We start from the raw sequence: 26,036 nt of genomic DNA on the forward strand, positions 1-26,036 counted from the left end.
ACGACTCGCGCGGCGCGTGGCGTGTAACCCCGCGATTCGACTTGCGCGCGTCCCTCACTTGGCCGGCGCTAGCAAAATACGCGGGATCGCGCCTCGCCTTTCGGCAGAGCTCGGCTATAGGACGGCGTGATGTCGAGGGGGTTGTTCGTCGCCGCGCTGTTCGTTCTCGGGGGGTGTCAGCTCCTCCTCGGGATCGAGTCGCGCGAAGTCTTCGAGGGGGACGCCGGGGCGCCGGAAGCGGGCCCTTCGCCCGATTCTGCCGTGCTTCCCGACGGCGCGCCGGTCACGCCCGACGGGGGAGACGGTGGAGATGCGGGCCTCCCGGGGGACGCAGGCGCTTTCCCGAACGTGGTCGAGCAAGGGGACGTCGTCGCGTTCACACCGGACTCGCTCGAGTACGAGCCGAACGGGCAAATCACCGCCTGGCGCGACGTGGTGTCGGGGGCTCGAAAGGCGACGAACACCTCGTCGACGAAAGGGGCTCCCCCCTTCGTCGCGTCGGTCGGCGGTCGTTCGTGCGCGGAGTTCTCGGCAGGATCCCTCCTCACGCTCGTCGACGATGGGTTTCTCTACCCGAGCGCCGGCGAGCTCACGGTGTTGGCGGTCGTGAAACCGAGCGCGGTCCTGGACAAGGGAAGCTTCGGTCGTGTCGCGCTTGCTCGGACGATCTCGACCGACGATGCCTCCGCAGAGGGGTGGCACTATTCGTACCGTGGCTACGCGTTGTTCTCCGAGTATCGCCTCATCGACCGGACGTCGTTGGTCAGCGAGCGGAAGTACGCGGCACGCCTCGAAGCGACCGTGGCCACCGGCACGGGGTTCGAGCTCGCGGAGCCTTCGGCGAGACCGGAGAATGCTGCAGAGGAGCTCGAGGCCGTCGCGCTCCAAGTGAGCGCCGAGAAGCTCTACCTCCACGTCGGCGCGCAGACCTACGGGCCACGGCTCGGCGCCAGTGCGGCGCAACCTCCCAAGGCCGACCTCCTCTTCGGCAAGGTGGACTCCGACACGGACTTCGAGGCCACCGGCTTCAAGGGGAAGCTCTGCGTCGTCATCGTCCACCACGGGGCCGAGACGCCGGAGCACGTGCGCGCGCGCCTCGCGACCTTGCGCGCCGCCTTTCGTTGAGCGCGCCCCGGGCGCGCCCCCGTCGTGACGGCGTACGGTCGCCGTAAATGCCCGTAAAAGCTTAGGTTCGTGCGTGCCTCGTCTTGGCCCTCGGGTTGCTGAAGGGAGGGCATGAAGCGCACCCGTATCGTGTCCGTCGGACTCGTCCTCTCCGCCCTCGTCGCCGTCGCCGCGCCCTCCCCGTGCGACGCGCAGCCCACCACGCTCACCCTCCCGGCGGACGTGACCGTGGCCAAACCGCTCCCGCTCGTGAGCTCCTTCGGCGTGCCCACGATGCTCGCTCCGGGGGCGCGTGTGCGCCTCCTGTCGGCGAAGGGCCCGCTCTTCGCGAAGGGCACGGCGTGCTCGGCCGAATCGGGCGGGCGTACGGGGATCGTGAAGTGCGACGACGCGACCTTCTTCACCGTCCCGCAGCCCGCGCCGTCGGCTCCTTCGGGCGCGCCGGCAGGTGGGGGCTCGGGGGCCTCGATCGCGGGGGCGAAGTGCGGCGGCACCGCGCGGGTGGATGCCGTGAAGGGGCTCAAGTTCTGCACGGACGTCGACTCGTGCCGAACCTTCTGCCAGTGCGCCTGCACGTTCGACAAGAGCGGTTGGAAGCCCGAGGGGGAGACCGACCAGTCGACGAAGTGCGGACCCGTGAACATGTCGGGGCCGGGGATCCTGCCGCCGAGCTCCCCCGAGCTCAAGCCCATGCCGGCGTTCTCGGCGATCAAGGTCGGCCCGGACACACGCGCGACCCAAGGGGTGATCGACGGGCTCACGAAGCTCGACGCAATCGCCGCCGCTGCGCCTTGGAAGGGGAAATACACGGTCTTCGTGAAGTCGTGTTACCGCCCCGTCGAGCCCGAGATGCGCGAGGACTGCGAGTACATCTTGAAGGCCGCGCACTCGATCAAGACGTACACCGAGACGCCCCCGGTGACCGACAAGCAGAGGAAGAACCTCGCCTGGGCGCAGAAGGCCCAGGACGTGCGGAACCTCGGCCGCGCGTGGCCCGGCGCGAACCCGCACAGCGCGGGGGTCGGGTGCGACATCCAGATGCTCGACACGCGCGGGAAAGCCCTCTTCGAGTGGAAGGTGACCCCGGAGCAGGCGACCCCCAAGGTGCAGGAGGCATCACGCGCCCTCGACCAGGCCGTCACCCAAGCCGGCGGCAAGCGCCTCACCTACGAGACGTGGCACTACGAGTGGGGCGGCATGTCCCCGAGCCGCTGCACTTACCCCGCCTGCGACGCGTTCTGGCCGCCGAAGGGCTCGCCCTGACCGCTCGTGCCGTCGCGCACGATGGCTTCGTCTCGATGACGTTCACGGCGCGCAGGGCCGCTCCACGAGGGGCCACGGCCGCTTGAAGGCCGTGCTCGGGCCGTGGTACTCGCTGAGACGATGGGAGGAAGTGTCTTCGAGCCGAAGGCCGTGCGAAAGCTCGCGGGCTCGGGAGAGATCGCGTGGCACGCGGGGATCGCTCCGGGGGGGCGGCCTTGCCTCCTCGTGCGCGGCCCCTCGGCCTTCCTCGCGCGTGTCGCCGAGGCGCATCTTCGCGCGTCTTCCCCTGCGAGCCCGGCGCCCTGGGCACACGACCTCGACGCCGACGTGCCGTGGGTCGCGTTCGACGTCGACCCGGTGGGCACGTTCGAGGACGTCGCGGCCCGTTGGGCGAAGCGCAGCGTCCCCTACGCCGAGGCCATCGTCGTCACGCACACGCTCGGCGTCCTCCTGCGGGCGGCGCACCCGAACGGCATCTGCCTCGGCGCGCTCGCTCCTTCGCAGGTGGTCGTCGATCGCTCGGGCGCGCTCAAGATCCTCGGCCTCGGCTTCGACGAGACCGCGTGGAGCGAGCGGGCTTTTCGCGCCCCGACGGTCGCCATGGGCCACGCTCCGACACCGACGTCCGACGTGCATACGGCGCTCCTCTTCTTGCGTGCTCACATCCCGTGGGTCGCCGACGTGCCCCCCGCGCTCTCCCGCATCCTCTCGGGGGCGCCCGGGCCCGTCGAGCGCGCGTTCGCCCGGGCCCTCTTTGCGATCCTGACGCAGACGGGGAAGGTCGACGGGGTGTCGGCGTTGCGCCACGTCGAGCGCTTTTGGTCGTTCGTGGGCGCGGCGCCGGATCCCCACGCGATGGGTCGGCGACTGCGCGAAACGTTCGGTGAGGGCGTCCCTCGTGTCGACGTCGACCGCGAGTTGTCGTGGCTCTCCGTCGACGGCGGGCCCCGGCACGATCTGCTCCGGAGGGAGCCTGTCCGCCGGGTGCTGCGCGCCCTCGTGGCCGCAGGGGGAGAGCCCGTCCCCGTCGATCGTCTCGTCGCCGCCGTGTGGCCTGGGGAGGCCCTCGTCGGCTCGTCGGGCGCGGATCGTCTCTACGTGGCCATCTCCACGCTTCGGAAGCTCGACCTGCGAACCGCGATCGCTCGCGAGCCTTCGGGGTACGCCCTCCGCGCCGAGGTCGTCGTTCGCGAGCCGTGACGGGAGCCGAAGCTCGCCGCTCGGTGTCTCCGCGCGAGAGGCATGGGACGGCAAGGGCGCGCTCGGGGCGCGCCCCACGCGAGAGCGCGCACGATGCGGGCAAGTGCCCGAAATGACGTCGACCTTCGGTGGCACGAGGCGTGCTGAAGGGAGGGCACGCGGCGAGTGAAGCCCGCGTGAAACCCTTACGGAGGATAGGACGATGATGAAGAAGCTCGTGAAGGTCGGTGCGGTCGCGTTGGTGGGGCTCGGGGTCGCGATCGTGGCCGGCGAGGCGTCGGCGCGCGAGCTCTCGGGGTGGAAGATCGAGGGCTCGGGCGCGAGCGCTCAGGTCGACACCAAGTACAAGCTCTACAACCTCGATCAGGGGACCCGCGTCGTCTTCGACGATCGCGTGGGCGCGAACTGGGGTTGGAACGCGGGCACTGCGCCCAACGTCGAGTTCAAGCGCAAGGGAGGCTCGGGCCCGCTGAAGTGCGGCGAGACCTTCGCCCTCATGGTGAGCGGACGGGCGATGATCTACGCGAAGCAGGACTGGGGCATCAACCTCAGCGATCGCACGAAGCTCGACAAGGACGAGTACTACCAGTGGAAGTTCTCGTGCGCGGCGGGGCAGCCCGTCCCCCTGAACGGCTCGGTGACCCTCGTCAACAACGTCGAGAAGGACTCGCTCGTCGGCTGCAAACGCACGGCGGGGGTCAACCTCTGCTGGGCCGACGACATCACGTCCGTCCGCGGGAAGAACTACCGAACGGCCGACGCGAAGCGCTGAAGGTCGCGTGAGGTGAGGAGGCAGGAGCCCGCCCGCTGGGGTGGGCTTCGGTTTCTCGGAGGAGGTCGTGATGCGAAGGCTCGGCATCGTCATCGGTTTGGGAGGCGCGCTCGTCGCGTACGGGATCGCCCACGCGGCGCCGCGGACGCGGATCACGATCCCTCAGGGGAAGGCGGGGGAGATGGTCGTGCTCGACGGCGGGGAGCGGGTCTCGAAGGCGCAGCTCCAGAAAGAGCTCAACGACCTCCAAGAGGCGCTCGAGAGCGACGGCGTGTCGCTCGTGAAGGCGGACCACCGCCCGCAGCGCGGGAAGCTCTACCTCGACGCTTCGACCGCGGGGGACGCGGCGCGCGACAAGGCGGCCTTCGCGCGCAAGGTGACGAACCTGAAGGCGCTCGAGGCCTCGGGGTTCCGTGGCCTGCTCGTGAAGAAGGGCGCGCGGGGAGCGCGGGTCACCACCGAGGGAGCTCTCCTCCCGGCGCAGCCCGGAACGCTCTCGCCCATCGAAGCGCCGAGAGGGCCCGCGCCCGACGACGACCCCCTCCAGGTCGACTACGAAGAGACGATGGGGACGAAGAAGCGCGCCGCGGTCTACGTGACGGCCGGCATGCGCGACACGGGCGATCCACGCTCGGTGGGGTGCGCCGCGAGCCTCGAGGGCGGGATCTACCTCTTCGATCAGAAGCGCCCTCTCGCGAAGGTCGCGGCCTCGGGCAAGGTGAGCGACGGGCGCCCGTCGGGGACGGTCGAGATCTACCTCGCCGGCAAGGCCGTCGACGGGTACCCGAAATCGGGGGCGAGCCAGGGGCGTCTCTCGAAGGCCATGAGCCCGCCGAGCGCGGGGCTCTCGTACGGGTGGGGGCCGCTCTCGATCGGCGTCGAGGGCTCCGTGGCCGGCGAGCTCCAAGTGGACACGTCGAACACGCCCGAGGGGCCGAGCGCCGCGCCGACCGGGCCGAAAGCGGCGGCGATGGCGGCGAACGGCCTCGGAGGGAAGCCCCACGCCGGTCGCTGCGCCCTCTCGGTGACGCCACGGGTCCGCGCGACGGGCGCCGTCACGGCCAAGGTGAGCGCCGTCGCGTACCGCGCGAAAGTGAAAGGCACGATCGTCTTCCTCGACCTCGAGCTGCCGATGAGCAGCAGGGTCGCCGCGTTCCCCCCGAACCTCGTCGAGGATTTCGACGCGAAGCTCCGCGCCGAGCTCTTGTCGGGCGAGGTCACGCTCCAGATCGACACGCGAATTCCCCAGAGCCTCACGGACGGTCTCGACTGGGACAAGGTCTACTCGAAGACCCTCTTCGACTGGGACGGGCTCACGGCCAACCAAACGCTCGCGTCGTTCCGCGGCAAGACCACGAAGCTTTGAGGATCCCATGGCGCTCGTCACCTCTCGCACCACGTTCTCTGCCGCGGCTCTCTTGTCTGCGCTCGCCCTAGGGCTCGTCACGACCGAGCGCCCCGAAGCTTCTGCGACCCCCACGTCCGTCGTCGCGCCGGCCCCGTCCCCGCGCGCGGTGGACGCGCTCCCGTCGAGGCTCCCGGAGTGGGCCTCGGGGCTCCCGTCCGACGAGGGCCTGACGGACGCCGCGCGCGATCGGATCCACCACGAGGCGCTCGTGCTCGCGCGGACGCTCCCCGAGGGCTCCACGCTGCGAGCGGAGCTGTTCCACGTCGTGACCGACGAGCCTCGGTGCGGGCGCGCGCACGCGGCGGTCGCCTCGGCGGTGCTCGCGGAGTCTTCTCCCTCCGAGGTGCGGCACGCGCTCGAGTCGATGCGCACCTCGTGCGACGAGGTGGTCGTGGAGGCTTCGGGGTTCGCGCGCGAGGTCGACATGGACCTCGTCATGGCCCTCGAGCGGCTCGCCCACGCGCCCGGCCCGAGCGCCGTTCGCCGTTCGGCGTGGCTCGCCTACGGATCGTCGGGGCTCACGGCGCGACGCGCGGGCCAGTCCGCCGTCGCCGCGCGGGTGGAGGAGGCCGTGCTCGCTTCGCTTCGTGGGGCGCGCGGTGAAGCGCGTGATCTCGCGGTGCGCGCGGCCGGGAACGCGGGATGCGCGAGCTGTGTCCCCGAGCTCTCCCGTGATCTCGCCTCGCGCGACGCGGCCGTACGGAGAGCGGCCGTCGCGGCCTTCCGGTTCGTCGAAGGGCCCGCTCCCGTCGCGTCCATGTGCGCTGTGGTCGCGAAGGACGGCGACGACGGCGCGCGCGACCTGGCGGCCTGGGCGCTCGCGTGGGGCACGTCCGCACCTGCCGAACGTGTCGCGTGCCTCGAGCGGGCGGCGCGTCACGATGCGAGCCATCGTGTGCGCGTCCAAGCGACCTCGTCGCTCGCGGGGCTCTCGGACGACGTGGTGGCGGCGAAGGACGCGCTCGAGTCCCTCGCGGACGACGAAGGCCTCGCGGTGGCACCTTTCGCGCGTCGGGCGCTCGAGGTCCACGACGATGGCCGACCGCGACCCCTCGCGGTCCGAGCTCCGTGAGCTGCGGGGCTCGCCCGGTCGGCTCGATCGGCTCGCTACTGGCAGCTCCGGAGGGTCTCCGGAGGGCATGGCGTGCCTGCCTCGGGGCGGATGCCGACGGGGCCGAGGGACGTCTTCCCGGCCACGAACGCGACGTTCACGCTGATCGCGTCGCAGAGCGCTCCCCGGTCTGCGCTCTCGACGCTCGTGATGTCGGTGGCGTTGCACACGACGCCGCGGACCAGGTCGAACGTGGCGGAGCTCGTGCAGATGGGGGCCCCAGAGTTGAGCGGGTCGGGGAAACCGAGCACCCCTCGGAGGACGTTGTCGGTCGGCCAACGGCCGGCGAGCACACCCACGGCGCGCTCTTTCGTGATCTCGGCGACGATGTGGCCCTTCGTCAGCGCGGCGCGGAGGGGCGGCTGCCCAGGGCCCCCGCCGACGGTGAGCGTGAAGTCGAACGCGGCCACGAGGACACCTCCGGCGACGTATCCCGAGAGCGTGCGGGAGCGAGCGTGCCAGGGTGGGGCGTCCTCGACGCTGTCTCGGTCGAGCGTCCACGTCCCTCCGTCGCGGGCGAGCGCGCCATAGAGAGAGACGACGACGTACGGGTCGTCCGGTTCGCCGTTGTACTCCTCGACCCGGAGGACGCTGCCCGACGTGCCCTCGCTCAGCGCCTTGTTCAAGTTGTCCTCGCGCAGGACCGTGCCGTCCAGGATGCGGAGGATGCCGGAGGCGGCGTTGTCGCCTCCGGCGTCGTCGTCGCAGGCCTCTCCCCCGGCGTCGGCCGGGCGTCGGCACGAGCCCTCGTCCGGGCAGGTGCATCGCCCGTCGAGGTTCATGCTCCGGTACACACCGCCGTCGAGGCCGAAGTGGACCTCCTCGAGCGCCCAGGCGAGGTCGAGCCCGCCGTCGTTGCTGGCGTCGGGACGGGGTGGCACGTTGAGCGGCGGGCAACGGGGGCCGGCGTCTGGCGGGCTCGTCGAGGTGTCGCCGCCGCCGTCCTCCGTGCGCGCGACGTCACGGTCCTCGATGCCGACGATGAGCTGGCAGGCGGCCACGAGGACACAGGCGACGCCGCCGACGAGGGCACTCTTTCGCATGACGAGGAGGGGGCAGGATCGTGTGACCCGCGCCGAAATGGCGTATACCTCACACGAGGGGACGTATCCACCCGTCCTTCGAGGACATGCTGGAGATCGACGAGACGAAGCTCGAGCCCGGAGGGCGTGTCGGCGCCCACTTTCGCCTCGAGCAGGTGCTCGGCGAGGGCGGGATGGGCGTCGTGTGGGACGCGGTCGACGAGCGCACGGGGGAGCGCCGCGCCCTCAAGTTCCTGCGCGCCGACAAAGAGTCCGACGGCAGCAACGAGGCGCGGCTCCTCCGCGAGGCGCACGCGTCGGCCACCGTCGCACACCCGAACGTCGCCCGGGTCTTCGAGGTCCTCGAGCTGCCCGAGGGCACTCCCTTCCTCGTCATGGAGCGCCTCGAGGGAGAGACGCTCCGCGCCAGGCTCACGCGGGTCGGGACCCTCGAGCCCGCGGAGGTGGTCCGGATCGTCGTCTCCATCGCCGAGGCGCTCCGGGCGGCCCACGCACGCGGCATCGTGCACCGTGACCTCAAGCCGGACAACGTCTTCGTCCTGCGGGACGGCGCCGTGAAGGTCATCGATTTCGGCATCGCGAAGGACCTCCGCGCGAAGGACGAGACGGGGCTCACCGCGACCGGGGCGATGCTCGGGACGCTGCACTACATGGCTCCGGAGCAGGTCTTCGGCGACGTGGACGTCGACGAGCGCGCGGACGTGTGGGCGCTCGGTGTCGTCGCCTACGAGTGCGTGGCCGGAAAGCGCCCCACGGACGCGGCGGGCTCCGGCCAGGTGCTGAAGGCCATCATGACGCGCACGTTCCCTCCGCTCGTGGAGGTCGCGCCCGCGTGCCCTGCCCACGTCTCGGAGCTCGTGGGGCGCATGCTGTCGCGCGAGCGTGACTCGCGTCCGTCGCTCGACGAGGTGCTCGACGTCCTCGCGGGGCGCGCTCCTACGGCCGCGCGCGAGGTCTCTACGGTCTCGGGCGAGCTCGTCGCTCCTCGTCGCCCGCGGTCCCGTGTGTCCCTCGCCGTCCTGGCGTCGGTCGCCTTCGTGGGCATCGGGGGAGGTCTCGCGTGGCTCCGTGCCGCCGAGTCTCCGAACGCCGGTGCGAGCGCGGAGCCCCCACCTTCCGCGTCGGCCGTGACTGTCCCGGGGCCGCTCGTGTCGACGGTCGCGGCTGCCCCGTCGGGCGCGGAGCCGACCGCGTCCTCCGTAGCGCTCCAAGGCTCGTCCCTCGTCGCTGCGCCTTCGCCACGCCCTTCGTCCGTCATCAAGGCGCGGCCCTCCGTGTCGGCTTCGGTCGGCACGTCGGCTGCGTCCAAGCCGGCCACGTCGTCGACCGTCGAGGCCGCCCCGACGAAGCCCCCACCGCCGCCGTCGGCCTCGGCGCTGCCCCTCGCCACCTCGCGGAAGACATGAGTCATCGCTCCCCACTCCTCCCTTTCGGCGCCCCCGCGAGTGGGGTACACGCCCACGGCATGCTCCGTCGCCGCGCACGCGCGCTCTCGGCCATCCTCGTGGTCTCCGTGGCGGCGGTCGGTCTGCCGCGATCGGCCTTCGCCGATGGCCCGCCGGGGGACGCACAGTCGGCGGCGGGCTTCGCCGAGGCGCTCTTCGACGGCGCGCTCCGCCTGATGCAGGAAGGGAAGTTCGCCGAGGCCTGCCCCAAGCTGGCCGAGAGCCACAGGCTCGATCCCGCGAGCGGCACCGTCTATAACCTCGCGATTTGCCTCGAAAAAGAGGGGAAGGTGGCGTCGGCCATCATCGCCTTCGAGGAGTCGTCGGCGCGCTCCGCGAAGGATGGCAACAAAGAGCGCGAGGCCCTCGCCGTGGCGGCGCTCGCGAGGCTCCGGCCGCTCGTCGCCAAGGTGGTCGTGCGGGTAGGGCCGAAGGTCGCGGGCCTCGAAGGGGTCGACGTCCGCTTCGACGGCGCGAGCGTCCGCAAACAGGCGTGGGGCATCGAGGTCCCGATGGACCCGGGCGCGCACGTGCTCACCGTCTCCGCGCCGGGCAAACGCGAGCTGCGGCAAGACGTGACCGTGACCGAGCCCGGGAAGGTCGTGGCCGTCGAGGTGAGCTCCCTCGAGGACGCCCCCGTGGCGCCCAGGCTCGCCGTCTCTCCTACGCCCGAAGCGCCGACCGATGGCACCCGGAAGGGGATCGGCATGGTGCTCGTCGGGGTCGGCGGGGTGCTCCTCGTCGGGGGCGGCGTGAGCGGGATCCTCGCCGTCGATCGCCACGCCGAGAGCGACCGCCTCTGCGGCGATCCTCCGCGCTGCACGGGCGAGGGCGCCGACGCCGAGAAGGCCGCGAACGCCTTCGCTTGGGGCGCGAACCTCGGGCTCGGGCTCGGCGTCGTCGCGGCGGCCGTGGGCACCTACCTCTGGGTCACCGCGAAGACCCCTCCGCGCACGGCGCTCTCGGCGCACGGGCTCCGCGTCACGTTCTGACGCCAGCGAGCGCCCTGGAAATCTCCTACTTCGCCACGCGGAGGATGGGGCCGCCGTACGCGGGGATGTACACGTAGCGGTCGTCCACGGCGATCTGCCCCATCGAGGGGAGCCCCGCCGCGAGGACGAGGTCGCGGTGCGTGGTGAGGTCGTGGCGAAGAATACGCGACTCGGCCGTGGGGCCGCCGTCCTCGTCGCCTCGCATGTCTGCGACGTAGAGGCGGGCCCCGTCGTCCGTCGCCGCGTGGGCGACGTGGTCCACGAAGAACCGGTGAAGGAGGGCGGGGCCTCCGTCCCCGGGGACGTCGCGGAGGCCCTCCTTCGTGAGCCAACGCACCCCGCCGGGGGTCGACGTGACCCAGGGAGAGCCGATGCCGCGCGAGCGATCGAGCTCGACACGATCGAGCTTCAGGTTCATCGGCTGGGCCACGAGGGTCGCGACATTGCCGAGCGAAAAGACGACCCTGTCGCGCTCGACGGTGAATGAGCCGGCGCCCCCTCCGGCGTCGCCCGAGCCCACGTAGCTCACGATCTCGAGGCGAGTGCCGTCGATCTCGACCCTCCCCATGGACGCGGTCGTCGAGAAGTACACCGTCGTCCCGACGAGCTTCATTTGCACGATCGACGGCCGATCGGGGCTGCCCTGCACGGCGAGCGGCAGCCTCAGAACCTCGCGTACGACCGTCGCGTTCGCCACGTCGAGCAACCGGATCCGCTGGAACCCCGCGACCTCGTCCTCGACGAGCCACGTCCGTGGGCCCGCGTTCGCCATGCTGAAGTAGGGCCCGACCTGGGTGAGCGTGCGCTCTTCTCCCGTCGTGAGGCGCCGCGCGACGAGCGCAGAGGAGACCGTGTCGTCGTCCTCGGCGCGGTAGAAGAGCTCCCCGTCGTCCACGTAGACCGCTCCGCCATGCTTCCCGGGGACGACGGTCCCCACCTCGCACGAGCCGGCGCTGCACTCCGTGTCGAGGCAGTCGCGGTCGCACTCGCCGCAATTCTTCCGATCGCGTCGGACGTCGACGCAGCGAGTGCCACACGCGGTGAGCCCGAGGCCGCAGCCCTCGGGCCCCGGGGGGTCGAGGGGAGCGTCGGGGGCGCTCGCCTCTTCGGGGCTCCGAGCGGCGTCCTCGCCGACGTCCTCCGTGACGCTGCGGTCGCCGATGCCGAGGATGGCCTGGCACGCGGCGAGGCCCGAGAGCGCGGAGAAAAAGCAGATTCTTACGCTCGTCTTCATGCGGCTCCGCGCTTCTCTCGGAATAAGATGACACATCCTCTCCGCTTTCGGAGAGACTCCGAGCGCCCATGTCCTCCGAAGGTGACACCCTCGACACACGCGACGAAGACGAAGGCCGCGGGACCGAGGTCGAGCTCCGCCCCGCCCTGATCGTCCTGCACGCCGCCGAAGCTCGCCTCGTCGGCGCGGCGCTGCTCTTCGCGAGGAGGGGCGAGGCCAAGGTCCTCGGGCGTGGCGAGCGGGACCCGGACGATCGCCACCCTCGCGCGCTCCCGGTCTTCCAGCGCCCCGGCAAGAACGAGCCCGCGGGCGCCTTCGCCGACCCGTACCTCTCGCGCGAGCAGCTCGTCGTCACGGCGACGTCGTCCGGCGTGCGCGTCGAAAACGTCGGAAAGCGCGATCTGCTCGACGCCCGTGGGAACGTCGTCTCCGCCGTCGAGCTCTCCCCGGGGGACGTGTGCGAGGTGCGAGGCCGGCTCCTCCTCCTCGCGACGACGCGCGCCGCCGTGATGCCCGCGGCCCGCAGCTTCGGGCGCCCGCAGCACGCGTTCGGCGAGCCCGACCCTCACGGGCTCGTGGGCGAGAGCCCCGTCGCGTGGAAGCTCCGGGACTCGGCGGCGTTCGTCGCGGCGCGGAGCGCCCACCTGCTCCTCCTCGGGGAGAGCGGGACGGGCAAGGAGGTCGTCGCCCAGACGGTGCACGACCTCTCGGGCAAGAAGGGCAAGAAGATGGTCTCGCGCAACGCGGCCACACTGCCCGCCGGCATCATCGACGCCGAGCTCTTCGGGCACGTCGCGAACTACCCCAACGCTGGCATGCCCGAGCGCCCGGGGCTCATCGGCGAGGCCGACGGGTCCACCCTCTTCCTCGACGAGATCGGCGAGATCTCCCACGAGCTGTCGACGCGCCTCCTCCGCGTGCTCGACGAGCGCGGCGAGTACCAGAGGCTCGGCGACGCGCGTGTGCGCACATCGAGCTTCCGCCTCGTCGGCGCCACGAACCGCCCCGTCGCGGCGCTCAAGGCCGACGTCGCCGCCCGCTTCCGCTTGCGTCTCTCGGTGCCTCCGCTCGAGGAGCGCAAGGAGGACGTCCCGCTCATCGCACGCGCGCTCCTCCGCCGCGCCGCCGCCAAAGACGCCGAGATCGGCGAGCGGTTCCTCGAGGGTTGGAACGGGCGCACCGGCGAGCCGCGCCTCTCGATCGAGCTCGTGCGGGCCCTCGTCACGCACGGCTACACCACCCACGTCCGCGAGCTCGACCTCTTGCTCTGGACGAGCCTCGCCGCGAGCACCGGGGACACGGCGGATCTCGGGCCGGAGGTCCTCGCGGAGCTCGGCGGGGAGGGCAGTGAAGGGAGTGAAGCGGGCGAGGGCAGCGACGCGGGTGATCGCGTCGACGTCCGCAAGCTCACGGCGGAGGACGTCCGCGCCGCGCTCGATCGCGTGGGGGGCGTGCACGAGAAGGCCTGGCGCGAGCTCGGGCTCGCGAACCGGCACGTCCTGAAGCGCCTCGTGAAGAAGCTCGGTCTGCGCGAGGACGGCTGACATGGCTCACTCCGTCGCGATGCCCATGAGCTGCTTGTCGTCCCAGCAGTAGGCCTCGGCGCCGTGGCGCTTGCAGCCGACCCACGCGTCTCCGCGGCGTAGGTTCACGAGCGCTATGGGGCGCCCGAGGGGGATCGGGCTGCCCTTCGTGCACCCCTCGAAGGCCCACTCGTCGGCGTCGACCGCGCTCGTCGGGAGGACCTCGGAGGTCTTCGGGTCGAGCATGAGCGCCATGCCGCCGACCTTCACCGTCACGCGGTCGCCGCACAGGGGCGCGCCCCCCTTCTTGGAGACGAGCTCGACGTCGTCCCCGGTCGTCGCTGGCTCGACCCTCGGGTCTTTGCCGCGCCGAAGGTGCACGAGCTTCTTCCCGTACACGTCGAAGAGGCGGTACCCGTGGCCCGCGGTGACCTTCGTCGCGCCGGGTCGAGAGAGGACCCACCCCGAGGCGCCGCGGTCGGCCCGCGCCGACCCGGGGATCGCGCCCAGCACGAGCGCCGCAGCCGCCCCGAGCGCTGTGATGCGCCCCCATGTCCGGAGGGGGGTGCGCGTAGGGCGATACGAGACGATGCGTGCCATCCCTTCGCCCAGTGCAACCCGGGTGCCATCGGAGGATCGCGAGCCGCGCGGTGCTCGGGTGCGCGCCGAGTCGCGCTCGAGCCGTTTTCTCCGCGCGGACGAGGGGTCGAGGGTGGCGAGAGAGCGGGGCGCGACCGGGGCGCGCCCGGGTCCAGGGGCGTACGTGTCCTCTTCGTCCTGACCTCGCCGACCTTCAGGGCGACAGGATCGCTTCGCCGGGCGTGCGGGAACGTTCGAGCTCGTGGAGCTCGGACACCGCGCCGACGCCGCCGAGAGCCATCCCCGGATCGGCGAAGCTGCTCGCGGCCTTCAGGCTCACGTGGAAGTGATGGTGGTGGAAGAGGTACCAGCCGCGGCCCTGGTCCGTGGTCTCGAACGTGATTCCCGACTTGGCGCGGCTGCACGCTTGGGTCGACAGGGTCCCCTCCGCGCAGATCTTCGCGAGCTCGGCCTGCACGAGCGGGCCCACCTGGCCGTCTACGCCGATGATCCGCACGCGGGCGCTCTCGTAGAACGCGCCGAGCGCGAGCGCCGTCTTGTGGACGTCGAGATTGTCCGGTGCGCCGACACAATGGTAGGCGTCGCGCCCACCCTCGAGGTACGGGCACACGGGGCGGAGGTTGTTGTTCGTGCCTCGCGCCTGGTAGTACGCGATGTCCATGTCGTTGCCGTTCGTGTGGGTGCCTTGGGGGTGCCCCGGGCTCCCGACGGACGTCCCCGGGATGGCGCCATTCGCCTCGCTCATGTCCCCCAGGCCGAGCGGCGCGCCGTTGCCCGTCCCGGGCTTGGCCTTGCACGCGACGAACGCGGTGACCCACTTCACGAGCATCACCAGGTCCTTCCGAGCGAAGCTCCGATACTGGTTTTGCGTGGTCTCGCCGTTGAGTGGGTAGTTGTCGTATCCCGGTCCCTTGACGGGCTCGAAGGGCACGATTTTTCCGCACTCGGCCGCGCCGTCCGTGCAGTCGCGAGGGGGGAGCGCGCAGCCCCCGCCGTCGCTCCCGGGGCCCCCGTCGCGGGACGGCTCGCCGGGCTCGGGGGTGCTCGCGGCGGGTGAGGGCGTCGTGCTCGTGGCGCCGGACGGGGCGCTCGGCCCCGGCGTGCCGCTCGGGGCTTCGTCTCCCTCGGGCGCGGCCGAGCCGGAGGTGGAGCTGCACGCGCCGAGCGCGAGCACGAGGGTCGAGAGGGCGGCGATGGAACGGTGTCTCACGGTGTACCTCGAGGCTTGATGACCGCGGCGACCGCGGTCGGGACGATATGCGGGGGGCGGGCGTTCTACCCGCGGGAGATTCGGTCACGGGCCGTCGCGGCGATCTCTCGGGCCTCGCGACGGATGGCGTCCTCGAACGCGTCGTCGCCGGTCGGCGCGGGGACCCTGGCCTCGAACCGCTCGATGGCCGCAGCGCCCCGAGGGTCCGCGAGCTCGCCCAGGCTCGCGACGATGCGCGACTCGACGTGAAGCGGGAGGTCCGCCGCGTCGAGGGCTTCGACGAGAGCCTTCGCGGAGCTCGGGTGGCGCACCTTCCCGAGCTCTTCGGCCAGGATGGAGACGTTGCCGAGCGCGTCGGGGCTGTCGCGCCTCCTCTCGGCCGCGAGCCACGACGCGAGTCGCTCGCCGATGCGGGCCCGGTCGGCGTCGGATGCGCGTTCGGAGAGCCGAGAGAGCGCGCGGATGGCCTTCGCCGCCACGTATCCGTCGCTCGTGAGATCGGTCGCCGCGATGCGGGTCACGGCCGTCGGCACGTCCTCCCGGAGCGCGACGGCGATGGTTTCGAGCCCTCGCTCGCGTAGGTCGGGGGCCGCATCGTCGTTCGCGACGCTCGAGAGGTCGGGCTCGTCTCCCGACGGTGGGAGGGCTTCTGCCTTCTTCGTGTCGCCGCGCGCCAGCGTGCTGGTGTCGCCCTCGGACGCGGGCGCGGTGAGAGCCTTCAGGGGAGGAGGCCGCGAGGGCGCGAACCGCGCCCCTGCGATGGCGAAGCCGAGCGCCGCGACGAAGACGAGGCCCGCGCCCGCAGCGATGCGCACCTTCGAGGTCACGTCAGCATCCGGCGCGTTGGCAGTAGGCCGAGTACATTTGCGACATGCTCTTGCTCGGCTGCCCGTAGCGCCCGGGTGGGAGCGACGCCCACTCGTACGAGACGCGGTTCATCAGGTTCGCGAACTCGGTCGCGCTCATCGGGCGAGACGTCGGTACGCTCCCGCCACGCCGCGAGACGAGCTTCATCGCGCCGCGCTCTTGGTTCCCCGGGTTGAACGTCGAGTAGCCGAGGCCCTTCCACGTCTTGTAGAGAAACTGGTAGCGCCCGGCCGCGGTCGAGCAGAGGCGCCCGGCGCAGATCGTCTGGTTCGGATGGCTCGTGCAGCTCGAGAAGCGGCGGTGCGTGAACATGATGTCGTAGCCGTCGTTCCCGCGGCCTTCGGTGCCCTCCGCGTAGGCGATCGCGTCGAGGAGCTTGGCGTGGAGGGTCGGGACGGCGCCCGCGGCGCGGCTCGCAGCGCAGCTCGCTGCGTTGACCTCTTGGGAGCTCTCGTCGACGTTGTCGGCGACCTCGTCGGTCTCCTCGTCCACCTCCGCGCTGCACCCCGTCGCGAACGCTCCGAGCACGAGCACGGTCGCCGCGGCGATACCCCACTTCTTGTCCAAGTTCATGGTGATCTCCTCCGCGGACCGCTTTTGCATTCGATGTGCCATGAGGCGCGACCTACGGTGAGCTGGCGAATACGGCGCGATCCGATTTGGCACCGAGGACGAAGGGGGTCCCCGTTCGGACACGTTCGGTCGCCGACCGCGTTCTCGGGGCCAGGCGCCTCGTCGCACGGCGTGGCCTTCGAGACCTTTGGCCTGCATACGGTCGACGACACCGATCTTCACTTTCACGTCCGCTTCGAGGGGGACGTGCTCGCTGTGCGCACGGACAAGGGCGTCGTCGTCACGACCGTCCGAGTCAAGGGCGAGGAGAAGGCCTTACCGCGGACCGTCACGTATGCTCTCGAGTCCCTCACGTGGATCGACGGAGCTAGCCCGCCGAGGCTCGTGGCGAGGGTTCGCGAACATCGGATCACGGAGACTTACGTGGCCCCCGAGGGCACCGCGCCGGGACGGACCGAGACGGCCTCCAACACCTCTACGACCGTGGTGACCTGCTCGTTCGGCGCGTCCGTTCGCTGCCAGTAGGCGATCTTTGGGCAGTGCGCATCGACGCCGACGCCCACCGCAGCTGGCTCGGGCGGCCTCCTGGCGCCCGCGGCCGCTCGTCGAAGGCCGGGCTGCGCTGACGAAGGCTCGCTCCGAAGTCCTCGGCCGCACGCGGGCCGCGCCCCATCGCAAGAGCGCTCCGCGAACGCAGCCCGCGCTCACCGCGTCGGCGGGGGGAACGACTTGCAGGCCTCGCCGAACTTGTCGAGCGCGTCCTTCAGGGCGAGCGAGAGATCGCCGTCGCAGATGCTGCTGAAGACGGCGTTCTTCCCCGCGGTCGAGACGAATGTCCCGAGGCGCTTCGCCTCGGCGGCCGCGCCGAACGACGACTGGCACTGCGTCTTGCCGGCGATGACGGCGGTGGCCCAGCGCGCGCGATCGCCCTTCAGGCCGTCGAGGAAGGTGACGTAGCTCTCGGGCCTCTCGGCCCCCGGCCCCTCGCAGAGATCGCCGAAGCCCTCGCTGAGCTGGTTCGCCTTGAAGGAGCAGTCGTCCTCGTCGGTCAGGAAGACGACGGCGAGGAGCGCGTCGTCACGCAAGAAGCCGGCGTTCGTGCCGTCCTTCATGCGATCGTCGAGGCCGAGCCGCATCGCCTCGAGCGGCATCTCCTCGCTCGGCCCGCTCGTGCCCACCTTGGCGCGGCACGGGAAGAAGTTGCCGGCCTCGCCGCGCTCGAGCCACCGCTTGGGCCCGCCGCAGTTGTTGCGGAACTTGCCGTCGTCGCCCTTCTCGGGTGGCGTCGGGATGCCGAGCACGACGAGGCTGTAGCTCTTGCCGGTGGTCGTCACGGCGACGCGGTAGTCGAGCGGCTTGCCGGTGCCCGACGTGGTCGCGTCGAGCACGGAGACGAACTTGGGGAAGTTCGTCGCGAGGTTCGCCTGCTCTTCCCCCATGCTGCCCGAGTCGTCGATGACGAACACGATGTCCATCTTCTCGCAGCCCTTCCCGGACGGCGGCGCGCCCGTGTCCGCGCCTGGATCGAAGGTGCCCGTGGGCCCGCCGTCTCCGGTCGGAGCGGCGCCGTTCGGGTTCGTCGTGTCGTCGTAGACGGTGCGCTGAGACGACGAGCCACACGCGGCGAGCGCGACGGCGCCGAGCGTGACGACGAGGCAAGGGACGAGGCGGGGCAGGGCGAACGAGCTCATGCCTCTTCGGATACCACGACGACCGCCTCGAGTGCTCCTTTGCGTAGGCGCGCGTGGAGGGGCGTCACGCCGAGGACGGAAGGTGTCTCCCTACGTGAGCCCGCCAGGACTCACGCCGTCCTAGGGCCCACGTTTGCCTCGGCCCCGACAGGGGCGACGCGCGTGATGACCGCCTCGCCCTCGTGGCTCCTCGGATACCTGAAGCGCGAAGAGACTCGATCGACGGGCTGCCGGTATCGGCCCATGCGTTCGCGCACGGCCCTCGAGGCACCGAGCCGAGCGCTCAGCGACGGGCCGTGCAGCGCATGACGTCGACGTAGCGGACCGGGGTGATACGCGGCCGTGTGACGTCGTGGGCTCGCAGCCAGGCCGCTCGGAACGTCGCCATCTTCGCGGGGTCCACGTTCTGGGTATTCGGAACGTAGAAGTGGGTAAAGAAGGTCGTCGCCGTGTCGTTGCTCGCGGCGCTCTCGAGCGTGCTCGGGAGATTCGCGTTCACGGGGAGCACCGGGCTGTCATAGCCGTTCACGCCGACCGTGTTCCACCCATTGGAGTGGATGCCTCGCTGGTAGAGCAGGCCCGCGCGCCTCACGCCATCGAGGTACGCGGAGCTCGCTCCGCACGGCGACGAGAACACCTGGGGGCTCACGCCGAAGCTCCGGAGCTCCGCCACGTTCGTGAGCACGTCCTGGGTGCGGTTCGGACCTCGGCAGTTGTGGTCGGTGCCGTGCGGCTCGACGGCGACGCCGCGACGCCGCAGCGCGATCACGAGCTCGCGGACGGACATCGAGCGGACGGGACGGCCTTGAGCGTCTCGGATCTGGAACTTCTTGCCGCCGTCACGGCCGTCGACGAAGACGGTGATCGGCGAGACGTTGCCGAGCCCCGCGAACCTTCGGTCGTTTTTGAAATCGATCGCCATGCGGTCGATCTCCGCGAGCACATCGAGCGCCTCGTCCGCGTGGTCCACGGTGAAGGCGAGCTTTCCGCCGGGTGCGTTGCAGGCGACGAGGGCGTCCTCGGAGGTGTCGGCCGGCACCTCGTCCGCGTCGTCAGCGGTCTCGGCCGCGCAGCCCGGAAGTGCGAGCGAGGCCGCGAGCGCAGAAGCCATGAGGATGAACGGAGCAAGAGACGCGAGCGAGGAGTGGGCGGGGTGGGCGGCATTCATACCTTTGCCCACTCGCAAGCGGCGTTCCAAGAGACGAGCGAGGCTTTGCCGCGCGTGCAGGCCCATCGGAGGACGTTGGGCGTCCTCGGTCGAGTCGCGCGACGTCCTCCGCATGCTCCGACGGCAGACGTCGAAGAACACGAACGACGTACGCACGAGGGTTCATGAACCTGGTCGAGAACACGCTCTTCCGTGAGCTCGGTCAGCGCAAGACGATGCCGTTCATGATCGAGGTGACCGGCCGTTCGCTGACGCAGGCGGACCTGCCCCCGGGCGTCTTCGTTGCTCCGCCGAGGCCGTGGCGGTAATGCGATGGGGCGGCGAGCGGGCGTTGCGCGATTGGGGACGAGCCTCTCGTCTCAAGGGCACTTCGCGTAGTCGCCTGCGTCGGCGCACCCCGAGGGGGGCGGAGAGGGCGGCGCTTCGGCCCCGAGGCGCGCAGCCACGCCCGAGGCCTCGAACACGAACGACATGGAGTCGCACGTGGGCACGACCTGCGACACGATCTGCGTCGGGAGGTCCAACGCTGCGCACACCTTCGTCTTCACGAACGCGAGGTTCGGCGCGTCGAGACAGACCGGCGGCAGCTCGGGGCGGGGGCGCCGCTCCCCGAAGACGCGGAGCACGTCACGCGCCGAAATTCGGCCGGCGATCCGGGCGCTCTGGATCTTTCGAGGGGAACCGGCCACGAGGCGACCCACGAGCAGCACGTCGTACATGGATATCGTGACCGGCCCAGGAGTGAGCACGAGGACGTCGAACTGCGCGACCAGGACGCCACCGCGGACCCACGCCCTGTTGGTGCGCACCTTGGGCACCCCACCGACGACGATCGATTCGGTGCTGCGCGACCATACGTCGCAGCCTCCGTAGCCGGGGAGCACCTTGCCGCCGTCGGCGAGCCCCGCGTCGACGACGGTGCCCGTTGGACAGGGCACTTGGGGCTCGGTGCCCGGTGAATCGTAGACGGCCACCTCGACCGCGTCGTCGTCGGGGGCGCCCGAATATTGGGTGATCTGGACGAGCGTCGCCGCGCGGCCTTCGCGGACCGAGTCGTCGTACCCGATGTCGAGTGGCTTCCCGCCGAGCAAGAGCGACTCGGCGAGCGCGGCTGCCGCGTTGTCCCGGCCCCCTTCGCCGTCGCACGCGGTCGCCGTTCCTTGAGGTGGCAAGCACGAGGGGGCGGAGAGCGCGCCCGCGTCGGGGGCGCAGGTGCATCGACCATCGAGATCGAAGCCTTCGGCGCGGCTCGTCGAGAGCTTGAACGTGTCGAACGCGAACACGAGCTCGTCTCCTCCCGGCGCCGAGCGCTCCGTGGGTCGCGCCGGAGGTGCGACGAGCTCACATCCCAGCGGGGTGGTGGCGTCGGGCGTCGGGCCCGCGTCGGGCGTCGGGCCCGCGTCGGGCGATGGGCCCGCGTCGCCGATCGCGAGCGTGTCGGCGTCGAAGAGGTACGCGCACCCGGCCCCCGCGAGCAGCGCCGAGACCAGCAATGTGGCGGGGAGCCGCATCGCCTCAGAATACCAGCGCTGCACCGGGACGCGTAGTCTTCACCGTGGGTCGCAGGAGATACGACACGACGGTGAGCCCTCCGGCGACGATGGCGACCCCGATCGCCACCGTTGGTGGGTCCGCGGCCTCAGCGTCCGCGGAGGATCGTCCGAAAGCGCTCGACGACCTGAGCCGACTCGTTGCCCGTCCGTTGCGACACGCTGGCCGTTCGCCCCATGTAGGAGAAAAAGTGCAGGTTCTCCGCATCTCCGCCCGTTCCTACGACGGCCGTCGAGATGGGCGACGTGAACTGGAAGCGGTTCCCGGGAGGGAGCAGCACGAGCTCGCTCGGGGTCTCGTGGCACTCGACGCAGCCCATCGTGTTCGGCGTGTGGAAGCGCGGGTTCTCGACGCGGAGCGCCGCGTCCCTGCGCGAGTCGTCGAACGCGGGGAGCTTCATGAAGTTGTCCGCGTGGGAGCTCGCGGGGGTCACGGTGCTCCCGTCGAGGAGCTGGGTCGTGCTCCCGACCGTCGTGATGGTCGCGGCCGTGGGGAGCCCACGATCGACGTCGAATTGCCCGAAGGTCCACTTCTTCGGCCTCCCCGCGCCGCGACCGAAGAAGGTCACCTTCACGAGATTCTGCGCCCCAGCGAGCTCCTTCACCCTCGCGGTGACGACGCGCGCGAACGCGCCTTGCATTCCCTCGCGTGCCGCGACGGGGTGTACGCCGAGGCTCGAGGGGGCGCGGCCTCCCGACGCCTTGCGCGCGCGCACGATCGTGTCGAGCAGCGAGAGGACCTCGGTTCGGGTGAGGCGGTAAAAGGCGTGCACGGCCCCGTCGACCATTCCGCCCGTGCCCGAGGGCTGGAAGACGAGCCTCACCTCCGCGAGACACGCCGGGACGACATCCGTCCCGAGCCGTCCCGAACAAGGGTCGAGTCGGAGGCCGACGAGATTCGCGCCCGCGTAGTACAACCGGCCGGAGGTGAGCCCCGCGGTCGAGAAGTCCAGGCGCGAAGGCAGGGCGTCTACCACCGACTCCGGGAGGAATGCTCCGCCTCGTCCCACCGTGCTCGCCGTGAGGTGCCCCGCGCTCGAGCCGGTCGGCGCGGGGAAAAGCACGGACACGTCACTCGTGGTGAGGCTCGCGGCGTCCTTCGCGCGGAGCTCGTCTTCGGTCTCGGTCGCGTCGGTGTCTTCGGTCTCGGCCGCACAACCGACCGCTGAAGCAGCGAAGAGGAGGGCGAGAAGGGCTCGGGTAGCGATCGTCGACATGAGGTGCTCTCCACGATGTGCGCGCTCCGAATCGGAGCGCGTCGTACGCCACCGTGCATGTCGTATGCCGTGGGATGAATGGCTCCCGGACGCCGCTCTCCGTGCGGATACGACTCCAGGTGGTCCCTCCGGGTCCGGGCGAGGACAGCACGAGTCCTCGTTCGCCGCCTAATGGCGCGAGCCGCAGCCATCGCTCCTCATGGGTGTGCTCGCCGGCGTCGACGGCGGTTCGACCACGAGTGGCTGTGACGACAGCGCCGACCGCCCTACGCCGTCCTCCGATGGACCGCCCATGTCCTTGTGGGTCGCCGGAGGGAAGGGGCGTGGGGAGAAGCTCCCGACGCTGCCGTGGAACACCGATTGCTTAGGCGGCGCGAGATGCGCTCGACCTTCCTCGCCCCTGCTTTCGTCCCCGCTCTCGTCCCTCTCCTCGTCGCCCTGGTTGGATGTGCCGCCGACACCGACTCCGGCGCGCCCGTCGACGACGACACCATGCCCGTCGCCGACACTGTCGAGGCCGAGCTCTCGATCCCTCTTTGGCCCTCCGCGAAGGCAGGCGCGCTCTCCATCTCGATCGACGACAACATGCCCGACGATCACGCGTTCTGGCAGGCGCTCGGGGCTCGCACGGGCGCGCGTTTCACGTGGTTCGTCATCACGGATCGCGTAGGGAGGACCGGAGGCGGAACCTGGGCCGGCTTTCGCGCCCTCGCGCAGGCAGGTCACGAGATAGGGTCGCACTCCGCGCTGCTCCACGACATGCGATCACCCTCCGGGAATACGCCCTGCTACGGCGCGACCCTCACGGGTCAGCGGGTGGTCGCGGACTACGCAGCTTCGCGCGAGGCGATTCGACTCGGGGTGGGGCGGGCGCCGACGGCTCTCGCCTACCCGTGTGGGACTCCCCACGTCGGCGAAGCGCGCTCGGCCGGGTTCGCGTTCGCGAGAAACGTGAACGGCGCGGGCATCGTGACGCCGCAGCGGTCCGCGCTCGATCTCCCCTCGATGACGGAGGGCCAGGTGTCCGTCGACGCGATCGTGCAAAAGCACACGTGGGGGCTTACGCACTTTCACTACGCGCGCGACACGCAGCGCGCGAAGGCCGCCCAGCTCCTCGCGGAGGCCGCTCAGAAGAACGTCTGGGTCGCGCCGGTCTCGACGGTCGGCAAGTACGTTGCGGAGCGCCAGGCTGCCCGGGCGCGCATCCTCGAGGCCGTCCCTACTCGGGTCGTCTTCGAGGTACGAGACGGGCTCCGCGACGACCTTTACGACGCGCCGATCGACGTCGAGGTCGCGGTTAGGGCGCCGTGGCGTGGGGCCAGCGCGAGCCAGGGTGGCGTCCCTGTTCCCGTGGTGGTCGAGCGCACCTCCGCGGGAGCGCGCGTCGTCGTCCGCGTCGTGCCCGACCGCGGACCGGTGGTGGTGTCGGTGGCACAATCCGGCTGTTGATTCAGCCTTCTCCCGCGCGCCTGCGAGGTGAACGACCAGCCCGAGCGCGGGAAAGGCGCCCAGGGCGAGCGCACGGAAGAGTTGTTTCGATGCGTTCATACGCGGAATCTCCAATGGTAGGTAGTCTATCGTCGTAGCCACTCCGCGCTGCGAGCTCGCGGAGAAGCTCGGGGACGGAGTCGAGAGGCTCCGTCCCCGCATCGTCCCAAAACCAGGCCTCAAGGCGCGCCGCAGAACACCTCGGCGACGCGCATGAACGTCTCCGCCGGCGTCGCGCGCTCGCAGCCCTGAATCCACCTTCCGGACGTCATCGCGCAGTTCGCCATGCGATTGCCGGCGCACGCGTCGTACTCGGCGTGCACGCGGCAGGCCGCCTTGTCGCCGTCCGACGTGCATGCCGAGCACTTGGTCTCGATGCAGGTCTGGAGCATCGCGTTCGGCCACGCGCACCCTGGCCACCCGCCGACGAGCGCCGCGCATCCCTGCGTGTTGATCGTCTGGGCGCCCGGCGTGTCGTTCCCGAACAAGAAGACCCCCATGGGGACCGTGCTCTGCTCCGGGCCAGGCCCCGGGCCGAAGATGCACTTCCCGCAAGACGCCTCGGCTTGGCGCAGGGCGAGGCAGGCCGCACTCTTTCGATTCCCGAGGCACGCGTCGCGGAACGCCTCCCGCTGGGCGAGGCTGCACACGTTCTGATGGAGGCTGGGGCTTTGGAATTGATGGCCGGAGAACGGCATGGCGTCGTCGTAGCAGGCCGGGCGCGGCGGAGGCGTGCTCGCGTCGGGGAGGGTCGCGGCGGCGTCGGGGGCGCGGCCGCCGTCTCCGAGGGGCGCGGCGCCGTCCCCCTGAGAGAGGAGAGAGTCGCTCCCTTCGGTCGGATGGGTCTGTACACTGCACGCGAGACCGATCGCAGCGAACGAGCACGAGACGAGGATCGTGCGGATGCCGAAGATGTTCATGGGGAGTCCTTTGGAAATGGGGTGTCTTCGAGAATGGGGTGCCGCAGCGGAGGGGGGGCCGCTTCGGAAAGCCAAGTGTGTGTGGCGCGCTCCCGGTTACGGTCGCGCGACGTTTGGGAGTAGTGTGCGGACCACGTCGGCGTCCGCGCCGCGCGGGTGTGCCGAGAGGAACCGCGCCGCGTGCGCTTCGGCCTCGGCCCTGCGCCCTGCGCTCACGAGCGCTCGCACGCGGAGGTAGTCTCTCTCTCGGGTGCGGGAGCTCTCCGGAAAGTTCGCGGCATGAGCATAAAGGCGAATCAGCGCTCCCGTAGGGTCCCCTTGAGAGAGCGCGGCGCGAGCCTCGGAGAGGACCTCGTGCTCATCGAGCTTCACGTCGTCGGTCGTCGTAGGGAGGGACGAAGCTGCGCCCGCGTCCATCGTCGCGATCTGGGCATCGCTCGGGGTCGCGCTCGGTGTCGGCTGTAGTGCCGCCGGTGTCGGGCTCGCCGGTGTCGAGAGCTCGATGGAGCGCTTGGGCTTCGATCGCTCGCGCGCCGGAGCGTTCGAGGGGGCGCCCTCGTAGACCCGTGTCCTCGTGGGCGTCATGGCGGAGGCCGTCTTCGTTCGGGGAGCGCCCTCGTTCGCTCGCGAGCCGATCGTGGCCGCTACTCGTGGGATGGCCGCCACGGTACCGCCAGCGAGCAGGAGCGACACGAAGAGCGGCGCCATCCACGCCTTCGTGAATCCGTGTGCGAACGCTCCCTTCAACCAAGAGAGCGTCGACGCCGATCCGAGGGCCCCGGCGACGACCGTCGTCCCCAATGCCGCGCGCAGCGCCGCGTCTTTGACCTCACGGCGTGGCGACTCGCCGCGACCGGCGCGAAGGAGCGCCCTCTCCACCTCTTGGGCGTTCATAGGCCACCTCCGCCGAGGCTCATTTTGCCCCGTACGACCGCCGACCAGTGCTCCCGCGCGCGTCGCAGCCTCGAAGCGACGGTGCCGGAGGGAATCTCGAGAGCCTCGGCGATCTCGGCCATGGTGAGGTCCTCCAGCTCGTGGAGCACGAAGACCGCGCGCAGGTCAGGATCGAGCTCGCCAAGGCTCGCGTCGAGCACGGCTCGAGCACGCGCTTCGTCGAGCAGAGCGTCCGCGCCGGCGTCGCGCGAGATGGGCTCGGGCGGGACGTCCGATACGCGGGCGAAGCCCCTTCGTGTCTCGCGCACCTTCCGGATCGCCGTCGAGAGAAAGTAGGCGGCCTCCTTGCCGGGCTCGATACGGACGAGGTTCGTCGCGGTGATGGCGAAGGACTCCTGGGCCAAATCGTCGGCGAGGTGCGCGGGTGCCCCCATGCGCCGCACGAAGCGCCAGACCCGATCGAAGTGAGTCGCGAGCCGCTCGAGGCGGGCGCGGCGCTCGGCGCTGGAGGACGCCTCCTCGGCGAGGCCAACGGCGTTCGGGTGTGGAATCGACAGGTGCATGTCCCGCTCACTCCATGATTCTCGGCGCCGATTTGATCACGAGACCTAGCGATTTCGCGGAGTCGCGTCGCAGCCCGAACGTGGACGATTCCCGTCCTCCGATCGCGGCGCGATATGATCCCGTCGCGCCATGCCCTGGCGACGAAGCACCGATCGTGCCCCGTCGCAGGGACGTCGTG

General features: G+C 70.7%; 25 protein-coding genes. 12 read left to right on the forward strand and 13 right to left on the reverse strand.

Features of this window, described 5'->3' with window-relative positions; all coding sequences use genetic code 11:
• The first annotated feature begins 129 nt into the window (after positions 1 to 129).
• The 6 genes from IPK71_13675 (at position 130) to IPK71_13700 (ending at position 6,840) form a co-directional block, all read left to right on the forward strand.
• Positions 130 to 1,125 (forward strand): hypothetical protein, encoded by a 996-nt coding sequence (locus IPK71_13675; GenBank protein MBK8214783.1) that lies wholly within the window; start codon positions 130 to 132, stop codon positions 1,123 to 1,125.
• A 111-nt stretch (positions 1,126 to 1,236) separates the two neighbouring features.
• Positions 1,237 to 2,388, forward strand: coding sequence for a hypothetical protein (locus tag IPK71_13680; protein MBK8214784.1), 1,152 nt, complete (start codon positions 1,237 to 1,239; stop codon positions 2,386 to 2,388).
• A 120-nt stretch (positions 2,389 to 2,508) separates the two neighbouring features.
• The gene (locus tag IPK71_13685) at positions 2,509 to 3,588 is read left to right on the forward strand and encodes a hypothetical protein (GenBank protein ID MBK8214785.1); all 1,080 of its coding nucleotides are present in this window, start codon (positions 2,509 to 2,511) and stop codon (positions 3,586 to 3,588) included.
• A gap of 202 nt (positions 3,589 to 3,790) precedes the next feature.
• Positions 3,791 to 4,360 carry a hypothetical protein gene (locus IPK71_13690; GenBank protein ID MBK8214786.1) on the forward strand — a complete coding sequence of 190 codons (570 nt, stop codon included), beginning with the start codon at positions 3,791 to 3,793 and terminating at the stop codon, positions 4,358 to 4,360.
• Between the two features lie 67 nt (positions 4,361 to 4,427).
• Complete coding sequence (locus tag IPK71_13695) at positions 4,428 to 5,726, forward strand: hypothetical protein (GenBank protein ID MBK8214787.1); 1,299 nt, start codon at positions 4,428 to 4,430, stop codon at positions 5,724 to 5,726.
• A gap of 7 nt (positions 5,727 to 5,733) precedes the next feature.
• Positions 5,734 to 6,840 (forward strand): hypothetical protein, encoded by a 1,107-nt coding sequence (locus IPK71_13700; GenBank protein MBK8214788.1) that lies wholly within the window; start codon positions 5,734 to 5,736, stop codon positions 6,838 to 6,840.
• A gap of 35 nt (positions 6,841 to 6,875) precedes the next feature.
• Here the strand turns inward: IPK71_13700 and IPK71_13705 are convergent, their stop codons facing one another.
• The gene (locus tag IPK71_13705; GenBank protein ID MBK8214789.1) at positions 6,876 to 7,922 is read right to left on the reverse strand and encodes a hypothetical protein; all 1,047 of its coding nucleotides are present in this window, start codon (positions 7,920 to 7,922) and stop codon (positions 6,876 to 6,878) included.
• Positions 7,923 to 8,008: 86 nt separating this feature from the next.
• On the opposite strand from IPK71_13705, the gene IPK71_13710 reads away from it, so the two are divergent.
• Together IPK71_13710 and IPK71_13715 are read left to right on the forward strand one after the other, a co-directional pair.
• Positions 8,009 to 9,328 (forward strand): protein kinase, encoded by a 1,320-nt coding sequence (locus tag IPK71_13710; GenBank protein ID MBK8214790.1) that lies wholly within the window; start codon positions 8,009 to 8,011, stop codon positions 9,326 to 9,328.
• Between the two features lie 59 nt (positions 9,329 to 9,387).
• Positions 9,388 to 10,359 (forward strand): hypothetical protein, encoded by a 972-nt coding sequence (locus tag IPK71_13715; protein MBK8214791.1) that lies wholly within the window; start codon positions 9,388 to 9,390, stop codon positions 10,357 to 10,359.
• Positions 10,360 to 10,384: 25 nt separating this feature from the next.
• Here the strand turns inward: IPK71_13715 and IPK71_13720 are convergent, their stop codons facing one another.
• The gene (locus tag IPK71_13720; protein MBK8214792.1) at positions 10,385 to 11,593 is read right to left on the reverse strand and encodes a hypothetical protein; all 1,209 of its coding nucleotides are present in this window, start codon (positions 11,591 to 11,593) and stop codon (positions 10,385 to 10,387) included.
• 68 nt (positions 11,594 to 11,661) lie between these two features.
• Between IPK71_13720 and IPK71_13725 the strand changes: the two genes are divergently transcribed.
• The gene (locus IPK71_13725) at positions 11,662 to 13,137 is read left to right on the forward strand and encodes a sigma-54-dependent Fis family transcriptional regulator (GenBank protein ID MBK8214793.1); all 1,476 of its coding nucleotides are present in this window, start codon (positions 11,662 to 11,664) and stop codon (positions 13,135 to 13,137) included.
• 6 nt (positions 13,138 to 13,143) lie between these two features.
• Here the strand turns inward: IPK71_13725 and IPK71_13730 are convergent, their stop codons facing one another.
• The 4 genes from IPK71_13730 to IPK71_13745 form a co-directional block, all read right to left on the reverse strand.
• Positions 13,144 to 13,716, reverse strand: coding sequence for a hypothetical protein (locus tag IPK71_13730; protein ID MBK8214794.1), 573 nt, complete (start codon positions 13,714 to 13,716; stop codon positions 13,144 to 13,146).
• Between the two features lie 193 nt (positions 13,717 to 13,909).
• Positions 13,910 to 14,926: a hypothetical protein gene (locus tag IPK71_13735; protein ID MBK8214795.1), complete on the reverse strand. Its 1,017-nt coding sequence runs from the start codon at positions 14,924 to 14,926 to the stop codon at positions 13,910 to 13,912.
• A 65-nt stretch (positions 14,927 to 14,991) separates the two neighbouring features.
• The gene (locus tag IPK71_13740; GenBank protein MBK8214796.1) at positions 14,992 to 15,753 is read right to left on the reverse strand and encodes a hypothetical protein; all 762 of its coding nucleotides are present in this window, start codon (positions 15,751 to 15,753) and stop codon (positions 14,992 to 14,994) included.
• 1 nt (position 15,754) lies between these two features.
• Entirely contained in the window at positions 15,755 to 16,396 is a 642-nt protein-coding gene (locus IPK71_13745) for a glycoside hydrolase family 104 protein (GenBank protein MBK8214797.1), read from the reverse strand.
• A gap of 141 nt (positions 16,397 to 16,537) precedes the next feature.
• Between IPK71_13745 and IPK71_13750 the strand changes: the two genes are divergently transcribed.
• Positions 16,538 to 16,891 (forward strand): hypothetical protein, encoded by a 354-nt coding sequence (locus tag IPK71_13750; GenBank protein MBK8214798.1) that lies wholly within the window; start codon positions 16,538 to 16,540, stop codon positions 16,889 to 16,891.
• 179 nt (positions 16,892 to 17,070) lie between these two features.
• On the opposite strand, the gene IPK71_13755 is transcribed toward IPK71_13750, so the two are convergent.
• Both IPK71_13755 and IPK71_13760 read right to left on the reverse strand, forming a co-directional pair.
• A complete protein-coding gene (locus IPK71_13755; protein MBK8214799.1) occupies positions 17,071 to 18,057 on the reverse strand; it encodes a hypothetical protein in 987 nt (328 codons plus the stop codon).
• Between the two features lie 283 nt (positions 18,058 to 18,340).
• Positions 18,341 to 19,168, reverse strand: coding sequence for a hypothetical protein (locus IPK71_13760; protein MBK8214800.1), 828 nt, complete (start codon positions 19,166 to 19,168; stop codon positions 18,341 to 18,343).
• Positions 19,169 to 19,389: 221 nt separating this feature from the next.
• Between IPK71_13760 and IPK71_13765 the strand changes: the two genes are divergently transcribed.
• Positions 19,390 to 19,533 (forward strand): hypothetical protein, encoded by a 144-nt coding sequence (locus tag IPK71_13765; GenBank protein MBK8214801.1) that lies wholly within the window; start codon positions 19,390 to 19,392, stop codon positions 19,531 to 19,533.
• A 51-nt stretch (positions 19,534 to 19,584) separates the two neighbouring features.
• Here IPK71_13765 and IPK71_13770 read toward each other — a convergent pair whose 3' ends face one another.
• Complete coding sequence (locus IPK71_13770) at positions 19,585 to 20,736, reverse strand: hypothetical protein (protein ID MBK8214802.1); 1,152 nt, start codon at positions 20,734 to 20,736, stop codon at positions 19,585 to 19,587.
• A gap of 128 nt (positions 20,737 to 20,864) precedes the next feature.
• The gene (locus tag IPK71_13775; protein MBK8214803.1) at positions 20,865 to 21,992 is read right to left on the reverse strand and encodes a hypothetical protein; all 1,128 of its coding nucleotides are present in this window, start codon (positions 21,990 to 21,992) and stop codon (positions 20,865 to 20,867) included.
• Positions 21,993 to 22,370: 378 nt separating this feature from the next.
• Between IPK71_13775 and IPK71_13780 the strand changes: the two genes are divergently transcribed.
• Complete coding sequence (locus IPK71_13780) at positions 22,371 to 23,441, forward strand: polysaccharide deacetylase family protein (GenBank protein ID MBK8214804.1); 1,071 nt, start codon at positions 22,371 to 22,373, stop codon at positions 23,439 to 23,441.
• Positions 23,442 to 23,659: 218 nt separating this feature from the next.
• Here IPK71_13780 and IPK71_13785 read toward each other — a convergent pair whose 3' ends face one another.
• The 3 genes from IPK71_13785 to IPK71_13795 all read right to left on the reverse strand — a co-directional run bounded on the left by IPK71_13785 (position 23,660) and on the right by IPK71_13795 (position 25,857).
• Positions 23,660 to 24,400 (reverse strand): hypothetical protein, encoded by a 741-nt coding sequence (locus IPK71_13785; GenBank protein MBK8214805.1) that lies wholly within the window; start codon positions 24,398 to 24,400, stop codon positions 23,660 to 23,662.
• Between the two features lie 96 nt (positions 24,401 to 24,496).
• On the reverse strand, positions 24,497 to 25,294 hold the full coding sequence (locus tag IPK71_13790) for a hypothetical protein (GenBank protein MBK8214806.1): 798 nt from the start codon (positions 25,292 to 25,294) through the stop codon (positions 24,497 to 24,499).
• Positions 25,291 to 25,857: an RNA polymerase sigma factor gene (locus tag IPK71_13795; GenBank protein MBK8214807.1), complete on the reverse strand. Its 567-nt coding sequence runs from the start codon at positions 25,855 to 25,857 to the stop codon at positions 25,291 to 25,293. Before IPK71_13795 ends, IPK71_13790 begins: the two co-directional genes overlap by 4 nt.
• Positions 25,858 to 26,036: the final 179 nt, after the last annotated feature.

The organism is Myxococcales bacterium (assembly GCA_016712525.1).
Taxonomy (GTDB): domain Bacteria; phylum Myxococcota_A; class Polyangia; order Polyangiales; family Polyangiaceae; genus JAAFHV01.